The following is a 15,952-nucleotide window of genomic DNA, read 5'->3' on the forward strand; positions in this document are numbered from 1 at the left end:
TTTTCATTTGTGAGGGCTGTGGATCCGGGGTCCTGGTTAGAGTTCGGCCGGGAACGGGTCGTTCTGTCCGCTGGAGTACGGGTCGGCGTCGACCTTCTTGCGGCGTGTCACCAACTCCTTGAGTGCGCCCAGCCGGCCACCCTTGTCCTCCAGGTGGAGGTGTTTGAGCATGATGCGGGCCGCGTTCTGGCCGGGCATACCGCTGATGCCGGCCACCGGATGCGTGCCCGATCCGGTGAGGTACGGGCCATCGACCGGAGTCTTGTACCCGGCGAAACCCGCCACCGGCTTGTTCGGGCCGAATCGAGTGATGGTCGGGTCGACGTGATACACCGAACCGTCGATCGCCCAGAACCGCTCCTCGATGTCGGGGAGCATCAGCGGCCGCACGGCGACCTGCATATCCTCCACGCCCTTGTAGTACCGCTCGGCGTCCTTGAGGATGCTGTCGGTGATGTGCTTGCGGGCAACGTCCCAGCCTTCCTCGGGGAACGACGGGGTCAGGCCGGTCCAGAACCACCACAGGTCCTTGCCCGGGGGAGACATCGACGGGTCGAACGAGTTGGTCACCTGCGCCAGGCCCGGGATCGCGTCGGGCACCTTCCCCAGCACGCAGGAGCGCGCGGCATCCAGCGCCTCCTGGTAGGTGTGGTAGCAGTTGCACGCCTGCCGCAGGTCGATACCGTCGCCACGCCATTTCTCGTGTTTGGACATGTCGACACGGCCCGACAGAGCGACGTTGACCTTCGCGTCGGCAATGCCGCGCTTGCGCGTCGGGATGTGGTCGGCCGCGTTCTGCTTCTTGGGCTCCAGCACGCCGCGCGGGAGCAGCCGCGTCAACGTGGTCTTCGGGCTGCAGGCGGTGAGGACCGCGCGGCGAGCCCGAATTTCGGCGCCGCCCTTGATCCGCACGCCGGTACAGCGGTTGTTGGCGATGATCAGCTCCTCGACGGGCGAACTGGTGATCACGTCGCCATGGTTGTCTTTGATGACGCCGATCAGTGCTTTGGGCAGAGAGCCGGTACCGCCGTGGAACATCGCCACGCCGTACTTGCTCAGCACGCCCAGGTAGATCAGCGACCACCCGGACATGTCGGCATCGAATGGCATGAACGGCAGGCTGGTCAGCAAGGGTGCGCGGATCATGTCGTGCTCGAAGCTCTCTTCGATGGCTTCGGCCTGCGAGCTCGACATCCAGCGGCCCAGTGCGGCCAGCTGCTTGCGGTTCTTCACCACCGCGCGCGCGGATTTCAGGATGTTCTTGATCTCCGGCTCGGAGACGCTGGTCTGCATCATCGGCAGACCGATCTCGACCGCGGCGTCGATGACTTCGTAGAGCTCGAGCAGCGCGCGGGCGTCCTTCTTCGAGAAGTACTCCAGCTCGGCTGCGGTCTTGCGCGGGTCGCGCCACAGGCCCAACGACGCGCCATCAGCGGAGAGCTGGAAGTGCGCGGGATCAATGACGGTCTGGCGCAGCCCGTACTTGCGCGATAAGCCCAAGTCCTGATCGATGGTCGTGGTGCGGAACAGCGATGCCTGGATCGACGCCTCGTTGATCGTGTATTCGGGTGCCTCCGGGGCGAAGGGATTGGTCGACGTCATCCCGCCCGCCGTGGGGGAGGCTTCGACGACGAGAACGTCGAGCCCTGCTTTGGCCAGATACGCGGCCGCGACCAGCCCGTTGTGGCCGGATCCGACGACAACGACGTCGGCCTCACGAGGTGGGGGAGCGTCCTTCATGACCAGTCCTTCGATTGCCGGGAGCGAACGTTGCCGCGTTCTGACGTGAATCTAACTGCGATTAAAATCATATCTGACGGGATTCGTCGTGTCGATGAAGCCCTGTGCTACTTCGAGCTTCGGACCGCCATGTTCTCGGCTCGGCATCGCGAGATGCTGTCTGCGAACGATTGTTCTTGACCATGGCCACAGCCGAACTATTCTCGTTGCAGCAAAACATAAAACGTTGGCGCAGCGTCGCCAGCATGTTTGTAAATGAGCGTTAACTCCGCGGAAGAGAGTGGTCGGCATGGTTGAGTTTCGCAACTTTCGTGCCAAGATTTGCGAGGCCGACATCGGCGATCTGCGTGCTCGTCTGGAGCGGACGCGGTGGCCACACCCGGAAACCGTCTCCGACTGGTCCCAGGGCATCCCATCGGGTTACGTACGCGAGCTGGTCGAGTATTGGGCGAACGGCTACGACATGAACCGGGTCGCCAGCCGGCTCAATGCCTATCCGCAGTTCCACGCGACGATCGCCGACCTCGGCATCCACTTTCTGCACGTGCGCTCCGCGCATCGCGACGCCCGCCCATTGATCTTGACGCATGGCTGGCCGGGGTCGGTGGTCGAGTTTCTTGACGTGATCGGGCCTCTGACCGAGCCGGAATGTTTCGGCGGCGCGGTCGAAGACGCCTTTCACGTGGTCATTCCGTCGCTGCCGGGGTATGGATTCAGCGACAAGCCAACGACTCCCGGTGTGGGCATCGAGCGAATCGCCGAGGCTTGGGACGAATTGATGGTCGCGTTGGGCTACCCGCAGTACTACGCGCAGGGCGGCGATTGGGGTGGGTTCGTGACGACGGCGATGGGCATCAAGCCTCCCGCCGGGCTGCTCGGGATTCACGTCAACATGGCGCTGGCATCGCCGGAGGCGCTGGGTGGCCTTGGTGAACTGACCCCTGACGAGCTGGCTGTCGGGGGACTGCCGGCATACCTGGAACAAGAGGGTGCCTACGCCGTCCAACAGGCCACCCGGCCCCAGACGCTGGGCTACGGGCTCGCCGACTCGCCGGCCGGTCAACTTGCCTGGATCGCCGAGAAGTTCTACGCGTGGACCGACTGCAATGGTCACCCGGAAAACGCCGTTGCGCGCGACGTCATCCTGGACAACGTCATGGTGTACTGGCTGACCAACACCGCCGCCTCGTCGGCGCGCTTGTACTGGGAGAGCTTCTCGATGATCAGCTCGTTTGACGAAGTTGCCCTGCCGTCCGCGTACACCCTGTTCCCGAAGGAAATCGTTCAGGTCAGCGAACGGTGGCTTCGCACCAGGTTCACCGACCTTCGCTACTACCATGCCGTCACCAAGGGCGGCCACTTCGCCGCCTTGGAACAGCCGGAGCTCTTTGTCGACGAGGTCCGCGCCGGTATCCGCGCGCTTGCCTGATCGGCGACGGGCCCGAGCTGCCGACCTCTGGGCGCCGACCTTTGCAGACGGCGTATCGTTCGAAACGAACGCCGGTAATGCGCATACTCCCGTCAGCTAGAATCTAATCTCATGTCAAAAATTCCGAATGAGGCAGACACCCTCGTCGTCACGTTGGACGGCAGGGCCAGCTTTACTCGTATGGCCTTGGGCAACAAGGGCTATGGCATCGATTCGATGCGCCGACAGGGGTTGCCGGTGCCGCCGGCGTTCTGCATCACCACCGAGGTCTGCGCGAAGTTCTTCGCCGACCCGCAGCGCTGTCTCGACGAGATCTGGAATGACGTGCGCGACAAGATGACGTGGCTCGAAGCCGAGACATCACGCACGTTCGGGTGCGGTCCGCGGCCGCTGTTGGTCAGCGTGCGCAGCGGCGCGGCGCAATCGATGCCCGGCATGATGGGCACCGTGCTGGACCTGGGCATCGACGACGCGGTCGAAGGTGCGCTCGCGGTCGCCGGGTCCGAGGAATTCGCACGCGACACCCGAGAGTGCTTCAACGACATGTATCGCCGCATCGTGCTGGGCGGTGCTGCGGGCGCTCAAGTGCCGGCCGATCCCTGGGCTCAGCTGCGCGGGGCGATCGAGGCGGTCTTCACCTCCTGGAAGAGCCCGCGGGCGATCAGCTACCGAGCGCATCACGGGCTGGACGACGATGCCGGCACCGCGGTCATCGTGCAGGCGATGGTCTTCGGCAACCTGGCGCGCGAGTCGGGCACCGGTGTCCTGTTCTCCCGCAATCCCATCACCGGATCCAATGAGCCGTTCGGCGAGTGGCTGGCCAATGGACAGGGTGAGGATGTCGTATCGGGCAATGTGGACGTCCAACCCGTCGCCGCATTGCGGGAGGAACAGCCCGTCGTCTATCAACAGCTGATGGCCGCGGCGCGGTCGCTGGACCGTTCCGCCGCCGATGTACAAGACATCGAATTCACCGTCGAACAGGGCAAACTCTGGCTGCTGCAGACCCGCAACGCCAAACGGTCGGCTCAGGCGGCCGTGCGTCTGGCGTTGCAGCTGCGCCACGAAGGATTGATCGATGACGCGGAGGCGTTGCGCCGGGTCACCCCGACACATGTCGAGACTTTGCTCTCGCCCGCGCTGCAGCCCGAAACCCGATTAGCTGCAAAGCTTTTAGCGAGTGGTCTGCCGGCATGTCCGGGTGTGGTATCTGGTAAGGCCTACACCGACGTCGACGAGGCCCTTGACGCCGCCGACGAGGGGGAAGACGTCATCTTGGTACGAGTGGCGACGAATCCCGATGACGTACAGGGGATGTTGGCCGCCCGAGGGATTGTCACCGAGATCGGCGGAGCGACGTCGCATGCCGCGGTAGTGAGCCGCGAGATAGGTCGACCGGCTGTGGTGGGGTGTGGTGCCGGTGTGGCCGCAGCCCTGGCGGGCAAGCTGATCACCGTCGACGGTGACGAAGGGGAAGTGCGCGAGGGCGTCCTGGAACGCACCGCCTGGTCCGAGACGGACTCACCCGATCTGGCCGAGCTCGCCGAGATTGCCCGGGGTATCAGCCCGATCCGTGCCCACGCGAGTGGCGACCTCCCGATCCTCGCCGACGCGTCCGCCGCGGCGGTCGCCGACGCTCTCGCCGCCGGGCAGGTGGATGTCGTGTCGCCCCACCCGCTGACCACCATGCTGATTGCGCTGCGAATGAACGAGGACAAGAAGGGTCTGGCGAATGTCTGAATTGACTGTGTTGCAGGCAGTCCGGCTCAAGGGCCGGATCGGAGAAGAGGATCTGATCGCCACTCTGGACGAAGACCCCTCCGACGTGGCGTCGACGCTAACGCAGTTGACCGAGGCTGGGCTACTGCTTGCGGCCAAGACGCTCCGGGTCAGTCCCGAGGGGCGCGAGCGGCTCAATCTGCTTCTGGCAGAAGAGCGCTCGAATATCGACCAAGACGTATTGGCCAGGTCGTACGACGATTTCCGAACCGTCAACAACGAGTTCAAAGCTCTCGTGTCGGACTGGCAGATCAAGGATGGCCAACCCAACCCGCACGACGATGCCGACTACGACGCCGCGGTGCTGGACCGCCTCGACGACGTGCACGCTCAGGTGTCGCCCATCGTCGACGCCGTCACCACGCTGGTGCCCAGGCTCGGTGCGTACGGCAAGAAGCTGACAGCGGCCCTCGGCAAGGTCAAGGCCGGCGACACGGCTTGGCTGGCCCGGCCGATCATCGACTCCTACCACACGGTCTGGTTCGAACTGCACGAAGAGCTGATCGCTGCCTCGGGTCTTACTCGGGAAGACGAAGCCAGGGCAGGGCACGCGAGTTAGCCAGGACCCCAACGCTTGATGTCCAGGCCAAGAGTTTAATCTAGAATAAAATCTTTGGTTGAGAGGTGATGGACGTGAGCTCTAGGTTGACCGACGAAGAGACCCTGCTGGTCGAGACGGTCCGTGCCTTCATCGATCGCGACGTCAAACCGACGGTCCGCGATGTCGAACACGCCAACGAGTATCCCGAAAAGTGGATCGAGCAGATGAAGCAGATCGGGATCTACGGTCTGGCCGTCCCCGAGGAGTACGGCGGCTCGCCGGTGTCGATGGGCTGCTATGTGTTGGTGACCCAGGAATTGGCGCGCGGCTGGATGAGCCTGGCCGGCGCGATGGGTGGGCACACCGTGGTGGCCAAATTGCTGACGCTGTTCGGGACCGACGAGCAGAAGAACGCCTATCTCCCGGCGATGGCGTCCGGCGAACTTCGCGCGACCATGGCGCTCACCGAGCCCGGTGGCGGCTCGGACCTGCAGAACATGACGACCACCGCGGTTGCCGACGGTGACGACCTGGTGATCACCGGCGCAAAGACCTGGATCTCGAATGCGCGCCGCTCGGGACTGATTGCCCTGCTGTGCAAGACGGACCCAAAGGCCACGCCGAAGCATGCCGGCATCTCCATTGTGTTGGCGGAACACGGCCCCGGCCTGACGGTTTCGCGCGATCTGCCCAAGCTGGGCTACAAGGGTGTGGAGAGTTGCGAGTTGTCCTTCGATGAGTACCGCATCGGCAAATCGGCGATTCTGGGCGGCTCGCCAGGCAAGGGATTTGCGCAGATGATGAAGGGCCTGGAGACCGGTCGGATCCAGGTCGCTTCGCGGGCGCTCGGTGTGGCGACCGCGGCCCTGGAGGATGCGCTTGCCTATGCGCAACAGCGGGAGAGCTTTGGTAAGCCGATCTGGAAGCACCAAGCGGTAGGCAACTACTTGGCGGAGATGGCTACCAAGCTCACGGCGGCCCGCCAGCTCACCCTGTACGCCGCCGAGCGCTATGACAGCGGCGAACGTTCGGACATGGAAGCCGGTATGGCCAAGCTCTTCTCCTCGGAGGTCGCGATGGAGATCGCGCTGGATGCGGTGCGGATCCACGGAGGGTACGGCTATTCCACAGAGTTCGACGTCGAACGCTACTTCCGTGATGCGCCATTGATGATCGTCGGTGAAGGCACCAACGAGATTCAGCGCAACGTGATCGCCGGCCAGCTCGTCGCCCGTGGTGGCATCTGAGGAGTTGGCAGTCCGGCGCCAAAAATTTTGGAATTTGGCGTCTCATAACCACTTGAATCCCCAGGGCCGGTCGATATCATTTGATGTGGTGACTGGTTTGAACCAACGTTTGCTTCGTCGGGGTGTGCTCATTGGTCGCACCTGACGTAGCCAAGACATCGCATAGACGCACGATTCAGAAGGCGTGTGTCTGGGCCGGCCCGGCCATGGGCGCACTGTTTGTCGTCGGTTTCGTGGTTGCGGGCTTCTTCCCGCCCCCGTCGCCGAACCAGAGCGCTGTGCAGGTGGCGGCCATGATCGATGCGCATCGCACCGCGATCCGCGTCGGCATCGTGATCTGCCTGGCATCGTGTCCGTTACTGATGCCGTTCCTGGCGTCCTTCACGATGCAGATGCTGCGGATCGAGGGGCTACGCCCCGTCCTGGCGTATACACAACTGGCGTTGGGGGCATTGGCGACCGTCGAATTCGTTATCCCCTACGTCTTTATGCTCGTATCGACCTACCGGGCCGACCAGCACCCAGACGTCACCCGGGCCCTGTATGACATCAGCTGGTTTTTCTTTCTCGGTGTCGTTTCGACGTTTGTGCTGCAGCTGGCGATCTTCGGTATCGCCGTCCTGATCGACCAACGATCGAAGCCGATCTTCCCGCGTTGGCTCGGGTACGTAAACCTCTGGCTGGCCCTCACCTTCACACCTGCCAGCTTCCTCGTGTTCTTCAAGACGGGTCCCTTGGCGTGGAACGGGCTCCTAGTGTGGTGGCTCCCCGTGTGCTCTTTTCTGCTGTGGTTCCTGCCCAACTTCGTTTTCCTGCTGCGCGCCATCGACGCCGATGACGACGATGACGAGACGCGATTGCAGCGACTAGACCGCCAGGTGGCCAGCCTCTGCGAGCGCCTCGACGCGCTTTCGCCCGGTATCCGAACCGGGCCCTAGCTCAGGCACCAGGTTTTCACCGCCCGGCACCCAGGGCCTTGAGACCGGCCCGTGCGCGCTCTGCGGCGGTAGCGGTGAGGAAGGCGGGCTGTCGGTTGGCTTGGCGTGCGCGTTGGCCTGCTCCGCGAACTCGGTGGCCACGACGTCGAACCAGATGCCGTGCCTATCGCGGAGCTCGGAGGCCGATTCCTGACGACGCCCCGGTGATCGATATCGACGAATTAGGTTTGGGTGCAGTAATACTCGGCGAAAGTAGGGACGTGTCGACGTCGCTGTCGTCATGACGCTTCGATTGCGGCACTAGCGTATGCGGTACGCGGCAGGTGTGGTGCGTTGCCACGATTCAAGAAAACGGTACTACGGCGCGGCACGCTCGTGATAGATTTTAATTTTAGTAAAAAAATTGCCGATCAGCCCACTGGCGGGAGGAGCAGCAAGGCGATGACCGTTATCGACATCACCGAAGCTTGGGGGCCGTTGGCTGAACCCATTCATTCGGACGCTGCGGGACCGACAGATCCGGTTTGGAAAGACAACGCCTACCTATCCTTCTGGGACATCGGAAACGAGGTGTTCGGCAGCTTCCACGTTTCGACCTCACCGAATGGCACCGGTGCGCGACGTGCCCGGTGCAGTATCTCGGTCCCGGGCAATGCCTTGGAGATCATCGAGGACCTGCCACCCGGCAGCTTCGCGAGTGAGTCGATCGACTTTGGGCTGAGCGGCGTGATCTCGGTGCGTCACCCCCGGTTGCGGGCCGATTTGGTCAACACCCCGCTGTTTGTCGCGGCCGATTACGCGGTGGGCGGGGTAGTCCTCGAGTTGGTTCCCGGTAAACCGTTGCAACATTTTCAACAGGCCTGCGAGTTGAGGGGCACGCTGATGCTGGACGGAACCGAGTCGCCCGTGCAGGCGCGCGGTATGCGGGATCGAACCTGGGGCTTCCGTGACGAATCCGCCCAATGGATCGAATACGCCGGTCTGGTGGCGGTCATCGACGACACCTTCATCACGGTGATGAAGTTTCTGGGTGCCGATGGCACACTGCGATCCGACGGATTCGTGATCGACGCGGACCGATCCCGTACGATCTCCGACGTCACCTTTGGGCGCAATGCCGCCGGACAGTTCCGGCTGGCCCGTCTGCGCGACAGTGAGGGGGCGCCCGGCTGGTCACGCTCTCGTCACGGCTGGCCGGATTCTTCGTTCCGATGGGCGCCGACTCCGAGGGACCCTCGTTTGGCACCTATGACGACTTTATGGTGCTGGACAGCGAGAACAGTTCGGGCGCTGGCTTTTTCGAGCAGGGCATCCTGCATCGGGTGTTCTGATCGCTAGCCGATGAGTAGCCGACGAGTCGTTGCACAGCAACTAGATAATCCCGAGATCGATCCGTCGCTGACTTGGACCACTGGTAATGTCGCCGAGGCCTTCCCCGGTGTGTTCACCACGTGGGGTTACACGTTCATCGAAGAGCCGATGGAGATGGCATTCCGGAAGATGTTCGTCCGGTTGGGCGTGTACAAAGCCGAAGAAATCTATCTCCCCGATCGTGCGGACGACATGTGCTGGACGTTGTTCGACGGCCGAGCCGCCGCGAACATCAACAAGTTTCGTGACATTGCGGGTCTGCTCCCGGGAACCTCGGCGTCCGCGACCGAACAGCAGCTATTCGGTTACGTACGCCCCGATACCGTCGACAACAATTCACGCAGCCGGTACCCGGCGATCGCCGCGAAGGCGCCGCTGCTGGTGGCCACGCTGCCGCGCAGCCACGACAGAATGGTCGCAGCCCTGCGCACTTGGCGGCTCGACGCGCTCGCACGCCTGGACGGACTCGACCGGCCGGGATGTCTGGCATTGGTCGACGATGCGCGGCACCGGTTCGAAAAGATCATGATCCTGCACTTGGTGGTGGCATTGGTCAGTTCGGGGCTGGCCGAGCGGGTGAAGGCGACGCTGGACAGGCTCGGTCTGTCCGAACTAGAGGCCGCGGTGCTATCCGGAGTCGGCGCTGACGAGAATCAAGTCGCGGCCGACCTATGGGCGCTGGCGTACGACCGGATTACGTTGCGCGGCTTCACGGATCGACATGGCTATCACGGACGCGACGAGGGCCAGCTGGCCGGCGTCTCGTGGCGCGAGGACCCGTCTCCGGTCTTGGCGCGGCTGGATGATTACCGATCGATCGACGCCAACCATCCGCGGGCCCCACACCAGCGCAGCGCTCAACAGTTGGCGGCGCGGCAGCAGGCGATGGCGCGAGTCAGGGCCACCCAGAACCCACCGGCCTACGCAAGATGCGCCGTTATCCACCCACAGAGCGCCTCGCAGATGCGGCAGTAGGTGTGCGCATGCGTCACGGTCATGGTGCGCCTCCGGATCCTAGATCAATTACGAGACTTGGGGCTTCTTATTGACACTTCTTCGGTCTCCGTTTCGTGTGGCCAGGAACTTCAATGCCAAATCGTTGAACTGGTCCGGTAATTCGACCATCGGGCTATGCCCCGAGCCGGAGAAAACAGCGAGTTCGCAGTCGCGCAGCTTATCGTGCATTTGGTGCGCGGACGAAGGAGGCACAACGACGTCGTGCCCGCCCCATACGAGTAGTACCGGGCAGGTGATCGATTCGGGCACCGTGGTGTGCACCGAGCGCGCGGCGGCGGGGATGGCGTCGACCGAGCCCGGCCCACCGAATACCGGCATGGTGACGGCCGCCAGCTCCGGCGACATCACCCGGGGATCGCGGAAGGCCGCGCCAAGTGCTACCCGCCGAACCCACATCTTGGTGGCCAACGCCCGGCGAACGAAGCGTCGTCGCAAGATCGCCGAGCACAGCCGCAGCACCACGAGAATCACGGCCAGCCGTTGCTCCGACATTGGCACACCGCCGGAGTCGACCAGAATCAGGCTGCACGTGCGCCTTGGGTCGGCTTTGAACATTTCTATCGCGACCAGACCACCCATCGAATGCCCTGAGACCGTTGCTGATTCGATGCCGAGATCGATGAGTAGATCGAGCACCGTGCGCGCATGCGTGGCCATTTCGGCCGGCGCCGGCAACGGCTCGGATTCGCCGAAGCCAGGTAGGTCGACGGCGATCACTCGATGCCGTTGTGATAGTGCAGGAATGTTCTCGAGCCACCATTGCCAACTTGAAGCCATGCCGTGTAACAGAACTACGGCCGGCCCGGTGCCGTAGTCGAGGTATTGCAACCGCAGGCCGTTGATCACGCGATTCGCGATCGACGGAGTCCAGTCGATGTCGGTCCAGTGCGGGACACCCATCTCCCGGCTGGCCGGTGACGACGTCACCACCGCAGCCTGTTCCGGCGGCGCCCACTAAACCTCATGGCGCTAGGTTAACTCATGCCGGGTTCTTCGAACAGGGTTCAGTGTCGATCGGTGGTCGGATGACGGCGACGAACCACCTGGATGCCCACCATCGTCATCACCAGGTCGCCGTGTTGATCCACCATCTCGTACCGGCAGTGCACGTCGGCCTTGCGAGGACCCATTTTGACTTCGAGGACCTGCAGCGATCCGGTCAGTACCGAGCCGGGACGGACCGGATGTGGCAGCCGCATCCGGTCGAACCCCTTGCCCGCTACCAACGCGAGCCGGGCCATGAATTTGGGCGACGAGATACTCGCGAACAACGACAGGGTGTGCATGCCGCTGGCGATCACGTCCCCGAACGGGGATTCGGTTCCGTCGACATGGATCGGAAGCGGGTCGAATTGACTTGCGAATTCGATGATTTCATCGCGACTTACTTCGACGTGACCCAGGTCCATCCAGTCTCCGACCGCGAGATCTTCCGCGTAGAGCGTCTGATGGGGCGTCATGGACGCAAGATCGCGGCCCTCGTGGCGCGGCAAGCTCATCCGATCAGGGTAGAGGGTGGTGTAACAGATCGTTCGCGCGACTCTGGCCCGTCGCCGGCTTCAACGGCAGCTGGAAATCCTGCCAATTTAGTACCAAACATTGTTAGGATAGCGGCACCGCAGTCCACCGAAAGGACCGTCGATGACGACGCAGACCGATTTGGGCGTGAGCGACTCGCTTCGCGGACCCGGCTTCATCGAAGTCCGCTGTCCCGCCGATGGACGGGTGGTCGGCACCGTGCCGGACATGACGTGGGCGCAGGTGCACGAAATCGCTCGGCAACTGCGGGCCGCGCAACCGGAATGGGAGGATCTGGGACCGCACGGTCGGGCCAAACATGTTCTGCGGCTTCTGGACTGGGTTTTCGACAACGAGAAATGGTTGCTCGGCCTAATGCAGGAAGAGACAGGCAAGTCGTGGGGTGACGCCCAGGTCGAGACCGCCGTGGTGGTCGACGCGGTCAACTACTTCACGAAGCATGCGGCGGAATTCCTCGCTGACCGCACCGTAGCGCGTTCGGGCGCCATGGCGTTGACCAAGAACCTGCGCGTCTTCCATCGCCCACACCAGCTCGTGGGTGTGATCACCCCGTGGAACGGCCCGCTGGCCACCCCAGCCATCGATGGCATCCCGGCGTTGATGGCCGGTGCGGCCGTGATGTTCAAGCCGTCCGAGGTGACGCCGCTGACCTGGGCCGAGGTGACCCGCGGCTGGCTGGAAGAGATCAAAGGGCCGCCGGTGCTGGCGTGCGTGACGGGCGGCGGCGCCGCCGGAGCAGCGGTAGTCGACGAGGTGGACATGATCCAGTTCACCGGATCGACGGCCACCGGCCGCAAGATCGCCGCAAGAGCGGGGGAGCGGCTGATCCCGTGCGGCCTGGAACTCGGCGGCAAGGACGCGATGATCGTCCTCGACGATGCCGATATCGACCGCGCGACGAGCGGCGCGGTGTGGGGCGGTCTGTGGAACTGCGGCCAGATCTGCGTGTCGGTCGAGCGAATCTACGTGCAGGACAAGGTCTACGACGAATTCATGGCCAAGCTGACCGAGAAAGTCGCCGCACTGCGCCAGGGCATGGATCGTGACGGCAGCTTCGAGACCGACATCGGGGCGATGGCCACCGAGAACCAGGTGCGCATCGTCGAGCGTCATGCCGCCGATGCGCTGCGGGCCGGCGCGCGCCGTGACCGGCGGTATGCGGGGTAACGGCGGGACGTTCTTCCAGCCCACGGTGCTAACAGACGTCGACCATTCGATGGCGTGCATGCGCGAGGAAACGTTCGGTCCGACGCTGCCGGTGATGCGGGTGCGGGACGACGACGAGGCGATTCGGCTCGCCAACGACTCGCCGTACGGCCTGGCCGCCAGCGTGTTCAGCGGGAACAAGGAACGGGCCGACCGGGTCGCGCGCCGGCTGGAAACCGGCGCGGTCAACATCAACAGCGTGCTGACCGCGACGATGCTGCTGACCCTGCCGATGGGCGGGTGGAAATCGTCTGGGATGGGCGGTCGCAACGGCGGTGCCGCGGGACTGCTCAAGTTCTGCCGGCAGCAGGCGGTCGTGACCGAGCGATTCAATCTGCGATCCGAACCGCATTGGTATCCGTATCTGCCGCGGATGAGCCGACTTCAGGCCCGGTTGGTGCGGATCACCGGCGCGCACGACTGGCGGCGACGGCTGGGCCGCAAGGGCAAGAACAGCAAGAGGTGAATGACGTTGTCTCGGGTGACCATCGACCCGGCGAAATGCCAGGGCCACGGTCGGTGCGTGCTCATCGCGCCGACGTACTTCGACATGGATGACGCCGGCTTTGGGACGGTAGCGCGTGACGATGTCGAGGAGGCGGACATGGCCGACATCGACGAGGCGGTGCTGAGCTGCCCGGAGCACGCGATCACTTCGAGTGAGTAGCGGTGTCTAGCCAGACGCTGCGACGGTCCGATCGGCGATCAATGAATTGACTTCATCGTCGCTGAAGCCCGACTCCCGCAGCACATCTCGGGTGTCCGCACCCGTTGCTCGGGGGGCCGGGCCGGTGCGTCCCGGGGTACGGGATAGCCGCGGGGCGGGGCACGCGGTCACCGAACCATCCGGCGCGGCGACGATTGTGGAGCGTGCCCGCAGGTGAGGGTCGTCGGCGAGTTCGTCGAGTTCGAGCACCGGTGCTCCGCACCCGTCGACATCGGCGAACACCGCGGTCCAGTGGGCTCGCGGCTTGGTCGCGAAAACCGCCGCGATTCTTTCGCGCAATTGGGGCCAGTGCGCCGGATCAAGCTGAGCGGTGATATCGACGTCGTCGATCCCAAGGGCGCCAAGGAAATTCGCGTAGAACTTGGGCTCGATGGCGCTGACCGTGAAGAACCGCCGTCGGCGCAGGGATAGGGGCCGTAGAACGGCGCGGATCCGGGCAGGATGTGGCGGCCGCGGCCGGCCCAGATGCCCGCGTTGAATTCGGCGAGGTTGGTGAGGTTGAGCAGCGCCGAACCGTCAGCGATCGACGCATCGATGACCTGGCCCCGGCCGGTGACGGTGCGCTCGTAGATCGCCATCACTATTCCCAGCGCGGCGAACAGCGAGCCGCCGGCGAGATCGCCCAGCATGGCCAACGGCGGTATCGGACGGTCGTCCCCGATCACTCCGAGGGTGCCCGCGATCGCCGCGTAGTTGATGTCGTGTCCGGCTCTGTCGCGGTAGGGACCGTCTTGTCCCCAGCCGGTCAGCCGCGTGTAGATGAGCCTCGGATTGCGTTCGCACAGCACGTCCGGGCCCAGGCCGCGGCGTTCCATCGTGCCGGGGCGGTTGCTCTCCAGCAGGACATCGGCGGCGTCGGCAAGTCGCGCGATGACCTCGGCCCCGCCCGGCGCCCGCAGATCCACCACGACCGACCGTTTACCCCGCGAGAGCGACTTGGCCGGATCGAAGGGGTGTGGCGGGGCCGGCCGCTCGACCGCAATCACGTCGGCCCCGAAGTCGGCAAGCAGCATCGAACAGAAGGGGCCGGGACCCAACGCGCTCAGGTCCAGCACGCGCACACCGGTCAGCGGCGGCACACCGGTTTCCGTGCCGCTCGACGATAGAAGCTGGACCACCCGGTCAAGATACCAAACATAGTTTGTTTACGGCACCGTAATTGGCGGTTCCTGACGACGTATCGCCACGCAGCCAGGCCAGCTATGGGCATGCCATTCAGCGGATCCGATCGAACAGGCGAACGACGATGAGAGGAGATGATTAAACCAAATGATGATCGTCAAATACTGAATGATGTCCTATGCTGACAGCCATGACCATGCAAACCTTGATCCAGCTCAGCAAGGGCAAGACGAGCAGACAGGCCCACCGCAATCTGCCCGGCACGGGTACCAACGGCGAACTCCTCAAGGACGACGAGCTCACCCGGCGGGGCTTCGACGGCCGCGAGGCGGTGTTGTACCGCTCCAATGACCCGACGGTCTTCCGCACCGAGGGCCGGTTCAAGTCGACCAGCGCGATGCTTGGCGATATCAAGCCGGACGACCTCACCGATCCTCGCGGCAATCCGCAACGGCTTTACTACAACGCCGACGCCACCATCTGGCTGTCGCGCCGGGCCGAGCCCATGCCGTTCTACCGGCGCAACGTCGACGGCGACGAATGCTGGTTTGTCCATCGGGGATCCGGAACGGTTGAAACGGAATTCGGCCCGATCAGTTACGGCCAGGGCGATTACGTCGTCATTCCCAAGGCAATCACGCACCGATTCGTGGTCGACGCCGGCGAGACCATGTTGTTCGGTATCGAGACGGTTGGCGAACTGCGGGCACCCAACTACGTGGGGTTGGGGCGCCATGCTCCCTTCGACCCCGACGTCATCCGCGTGCCCGAACCCGCCGACATCGTCTCGGATCGGGACGAATACGAGATCAGGGTCAAATACGACCACGAGTACTCGTCGATCTATGTCGATCATCACCCCTGCGACGTGCAGGGCTGGAAGGGCGACTACTTTCCGTTCGCGTTCAACATCGCCGACTGGAACGTGATCATGTCGGACAGCCTGCACCTGCCGCCGTCGATGCACTGCTTTTTGGTTGCCGACGGCATCAACATCATCAACTTGCTTCCGCGCCCGTCCGAGGGAGTCCAGGGAGTCGAGCGCATCCCGTGGTTCCACCGCAATGCCGACTATGACGAGATCGCCTTGATCCACGGCGGAAAATCACTCGGACGCCCGCTCAAATCTGGCCTGGTGAGCCACGATCCGCAAGGAATCCACCACGGCTTCCCCGATCGCGCGCGCATCAAATCCCGTCGCGAATGGGACGAACACTCGAGGATCGAGTGGGAGATCATCATGGTTGAGGCGGCGCGGCCGCTGAAGTTGGACCCCGTCCTGCAGGCCTGAGGGCA

The 15,952-nt window shown here is 63.7% G+C and carries 13 protein-coding genes and 2 pseudogenes; 10 read left to right on the forward strand and 5 right to left on the reverse strand.

The features are described 5' to 3' along the window. Positions 1-36: 36 nt before the first annotated feature. A complete protein-coding gene (locus G6N54_RS28800) occupies positions 37-1,740 on the reverse strand; it encodes a phytoene desaturase family protein (RefSeq protein WP_163794160.1) in 1,704 nt (567 codons plus the stop codon). 289 nt (positions 1,741-2,029) lie between these two features. On the opposite strand from G6N54_RS28800, the gene G6N54_RS28805 reads away from it, so the two are divergent. From G6N54_RS28805 to G6N54_RS28835, 7 genes are all read left to right on the forward strand, one after another. Beyond that, positions 2,030-3,169 (forward strand): epoxide hydrolase family protein, encoded by a 1,140-nt coding sequence (locus G6N54_RS28805; protein ID WP_163794162.1) that lies wholly within the window; start codon positions 2,030-2,032, stop codon positions 3,167-3,169. A gap of 111 nt (positions 3,170-3,280) precedes the next feature. Continuing rightward, positions 3,281-4,909 (forward strand): pyruvate, phosphate dikinase, encoded by a 1,629-nt coding sequence (locus G6N54_RS28810; RefSeq protein WP_163794164.1) that lies wholly within the window; start codon positions 3,281-3,283, stop codon positions 4,907-4,909. Further along, positions 4,902-5,507 carry a MarR family transcriptional regulator gene (locus G6N54_RS28815; RefSeq protein WP_163794167.1) on the forward strand — a complete coding sequence of 202 codons (606 nt, stop codon included), beginning with the start codon at positions 4,902-4,904 and terminating at the stop codon, positions 5,505-5,507. Before G6N54_RS28810 ends, G6N54_RS28815 begins: the two co-directional genes overlap by 8 nt. Before the next feature lie 68 nt (positions 5,508-5,575). Beyond that, positions 5,576-6,736: an acyl-CoA dehydrogenase family protein gene (locus tag G6N54_RS28820; protein WP_163794169.1), complete on the forward strand. Its 1,161-nt coding sequence runs from the start codon at positions 5,576-5,578 to the stop codon at positions 6,734-6,736. Positions 6,737-6,867: 131 nt separating this feature from the next. Further along, complete coding sequence (locus tag G6N54_RS28825; protein ID WP_163794172.1) at positions 6,868-7,674, forward strand: hypothetical protein; 807 nt, start codon at positions 6,868-6,870, stop codon at positions 7,672-7,674. A 333-nt stretch (positions 7,675-8,007) separates the two neighbouring features. After that, complete coding sequence (locus G6N54_RS28830) at positions 8,008-9,012, forward strand: hypothetical protein (RefSeq protein WP_232073129.1); 1,005 nt, start codon at positions 8,008-8,010, stop codon at positions 9,010-9,012. Positions 9,013-9,015: 3 nt separating this feature from the next. Then, positions 9,016-10,020 carry a hypothetical protein gene (locus tag G6N54_RS28835; RefSeq protein ID WP_163794174.1) on the forward strand — a complete coding sequence of 335 codons (1,005 nt, stop codon included), beginning with the start codon at positions 9,016-9,018 and terminating at the stop codon, positions 10,018-10,020. A 48-nt stretch (positions 10,021-10,068) separates the two neighbouring features. On the opposite strand, the gene G6N54_RS28840 is transcribed toward G6N54_RS28835, so the two are convergent. Then, positions 10,069-10,989 (reverse strand): alpha/beta fold hydrolase, encoded by a 921-nt coding sequence (locus G6N54_RS28840; protein WP_163794176.1) that lies wholly within the window; start codon positions 10,987-10,989, stop codon positions 10,069-10,071. 77 nt (positions 10,990-11,066) lie between these two features. Continuing rightward, positions 11,067-11,561, reverse strand: coding sequence for a MaoC/PaaZ C-terminal domain-containing protein (locus G6N54_RS28845; RefSeq protein WP_163794178.1), 495 nt, complete (start codon positions 11,559-11,561; stop codon positions 11,067-11,069). A gap of 142 nt (positions 11,562-11,703) precedes the next feature. Here G6N54_RS28845 and G6N54_RS28850 point away from each other — a divergent pair. After that, positions 11,704-13,273: pseudogene (locus G6N54_RS28850) on the forward strand (aldehyde dehydrogenase family protein). After that, on the forward strand, positions 13,274-13,474 hold the full coding sequence (locus G6N54_RS28855; RefSeq protein ID WP_163794179.1) for a ferredoxin: 201 nt from the start codon (positions 13,274-13,276) through the stop codon (positions 13,472-13,474). It abuts the pseudogene before it with no gap. A 6-nt stretch (positions 13,475-13,480) separates the two neighbouring features. Here G6N54_RS28855 and G6N54_RS31225 read toward each other — a convergent pair whose 3' ends face one another. Together G6N54_RS31225 and G6N54_RS31230 are read right to left on the reverse strand one after the other, a co-directional pair. Beyond that, complete coding sequence (locus G6N54_RS31225; protein ID WP_332107616.1) at positions 13,481-14,014, reverse strand: CoA transferase; 534 nt, start codon at positions 14,012-14,014, stop codon at positions 13,481-13,483. Beyond that, positions 13,987-14,547: pseudogene (locus tag G6N54_RS31230) on the reverse strand (CoA transferase); the annotation flags it as partial. The gene G6N54_RS31225 and the pseudogene G6N54_RS31230, both read right to left, overlap by 28 nt. A 287-nt stretch (positions 14,548-14,834) precedes the next feature. Between G6N54_RS31230 and G6N54_RS28865 the strand changes: the two are divergent. Beyond that, positions 14,835-15,947: a homogentisate 1,2-dioxygenase gene (locus G6N54_RS28865; protein WP_163794181.1), complete on the forward strand. Its 1,113-nt coding sequence runs from the start codon at positions 14,835-14,837 to the stop codon at positions 15,945-15,947. The last annotated feature ends 5 nt before the right edge of the window (positions 15,948-15,952 follow it).

Source organism: Mycobacterium stomatepiae (genome assembly GCF_010731715.1).
GTDB lineage: Bacteria > Actinomycetota > Actinomycetes > Mycobacteriales > Mycobacteriaceae > Mycobacterium > Mycobacterium stomatepiae.

Bases quoted from the DNA above. Each gene is read 5' to 3' on its own strand.
- G6N54_RS28855 (WP_163794179.1), top strand. From the start codon at position 13,274: ATGACGTTGTCTCGGGTGACCATCGACCCGGCGAAATGCCAGGGCCAC.
- G6N54_RS28805 (WP_163794162.1), top strand. From the start codon at position 2,030: ATGGTTGAGTTTCGCAACTTTCGTGCCAAGATTTGCGAGGCCGACATC.
- G6N54_RS28865 (WP_163794181.1), top strand. From the start codon at position 14,835: ATGCTGACAGCCATGACCATGCAAACCTTGATCCAGCTCAGCAAGGGC.
- G6N54_RS28800 (WP_163794160.1), bottom strand. From the start codon at position 1,740: ATGAAGGACGCTCCCCCACCTCGTGAGGCCGACGTCGTTGTCGTCGGA.
- G6N54_RS28815 (WP_163794167.1), top strand. From the start codon at position 4,902: ATGTCTGAATTGACTGTGTTGCAGGCAGTCCGGCTCAAGGGCCGGATC.
- G6N54_RS28835 (WP_163794174.1), top strand. From the start codon at position 9,016: ATGAGTAGCCGACGAGTCGTTGCACAGCAACTAGATAATCCCGAGATC.
- G6N54_RS28820 (WP_163794169.1), top strand. From the start codon at position 5,576: ATGGACGTGAGCTCTAGGTTGACCGACGAAGAGACCCTGCTGGTCGAG.
- G6N54_RS28810 (WP_163794164.1), top strand. From the start codon at position 3,281: ATGTCAAAAATTCCGAATGAGGCAGACACCCTCGTCGTCACGTTGGAC.
- G6N54_RS28845 (WP_163794178.1), bottom strand. From the start codon at position 11,561: ATGAGCTTGCCGCGCCACGAGGGCCGCGATCTTGCGTCCATGACGCCC.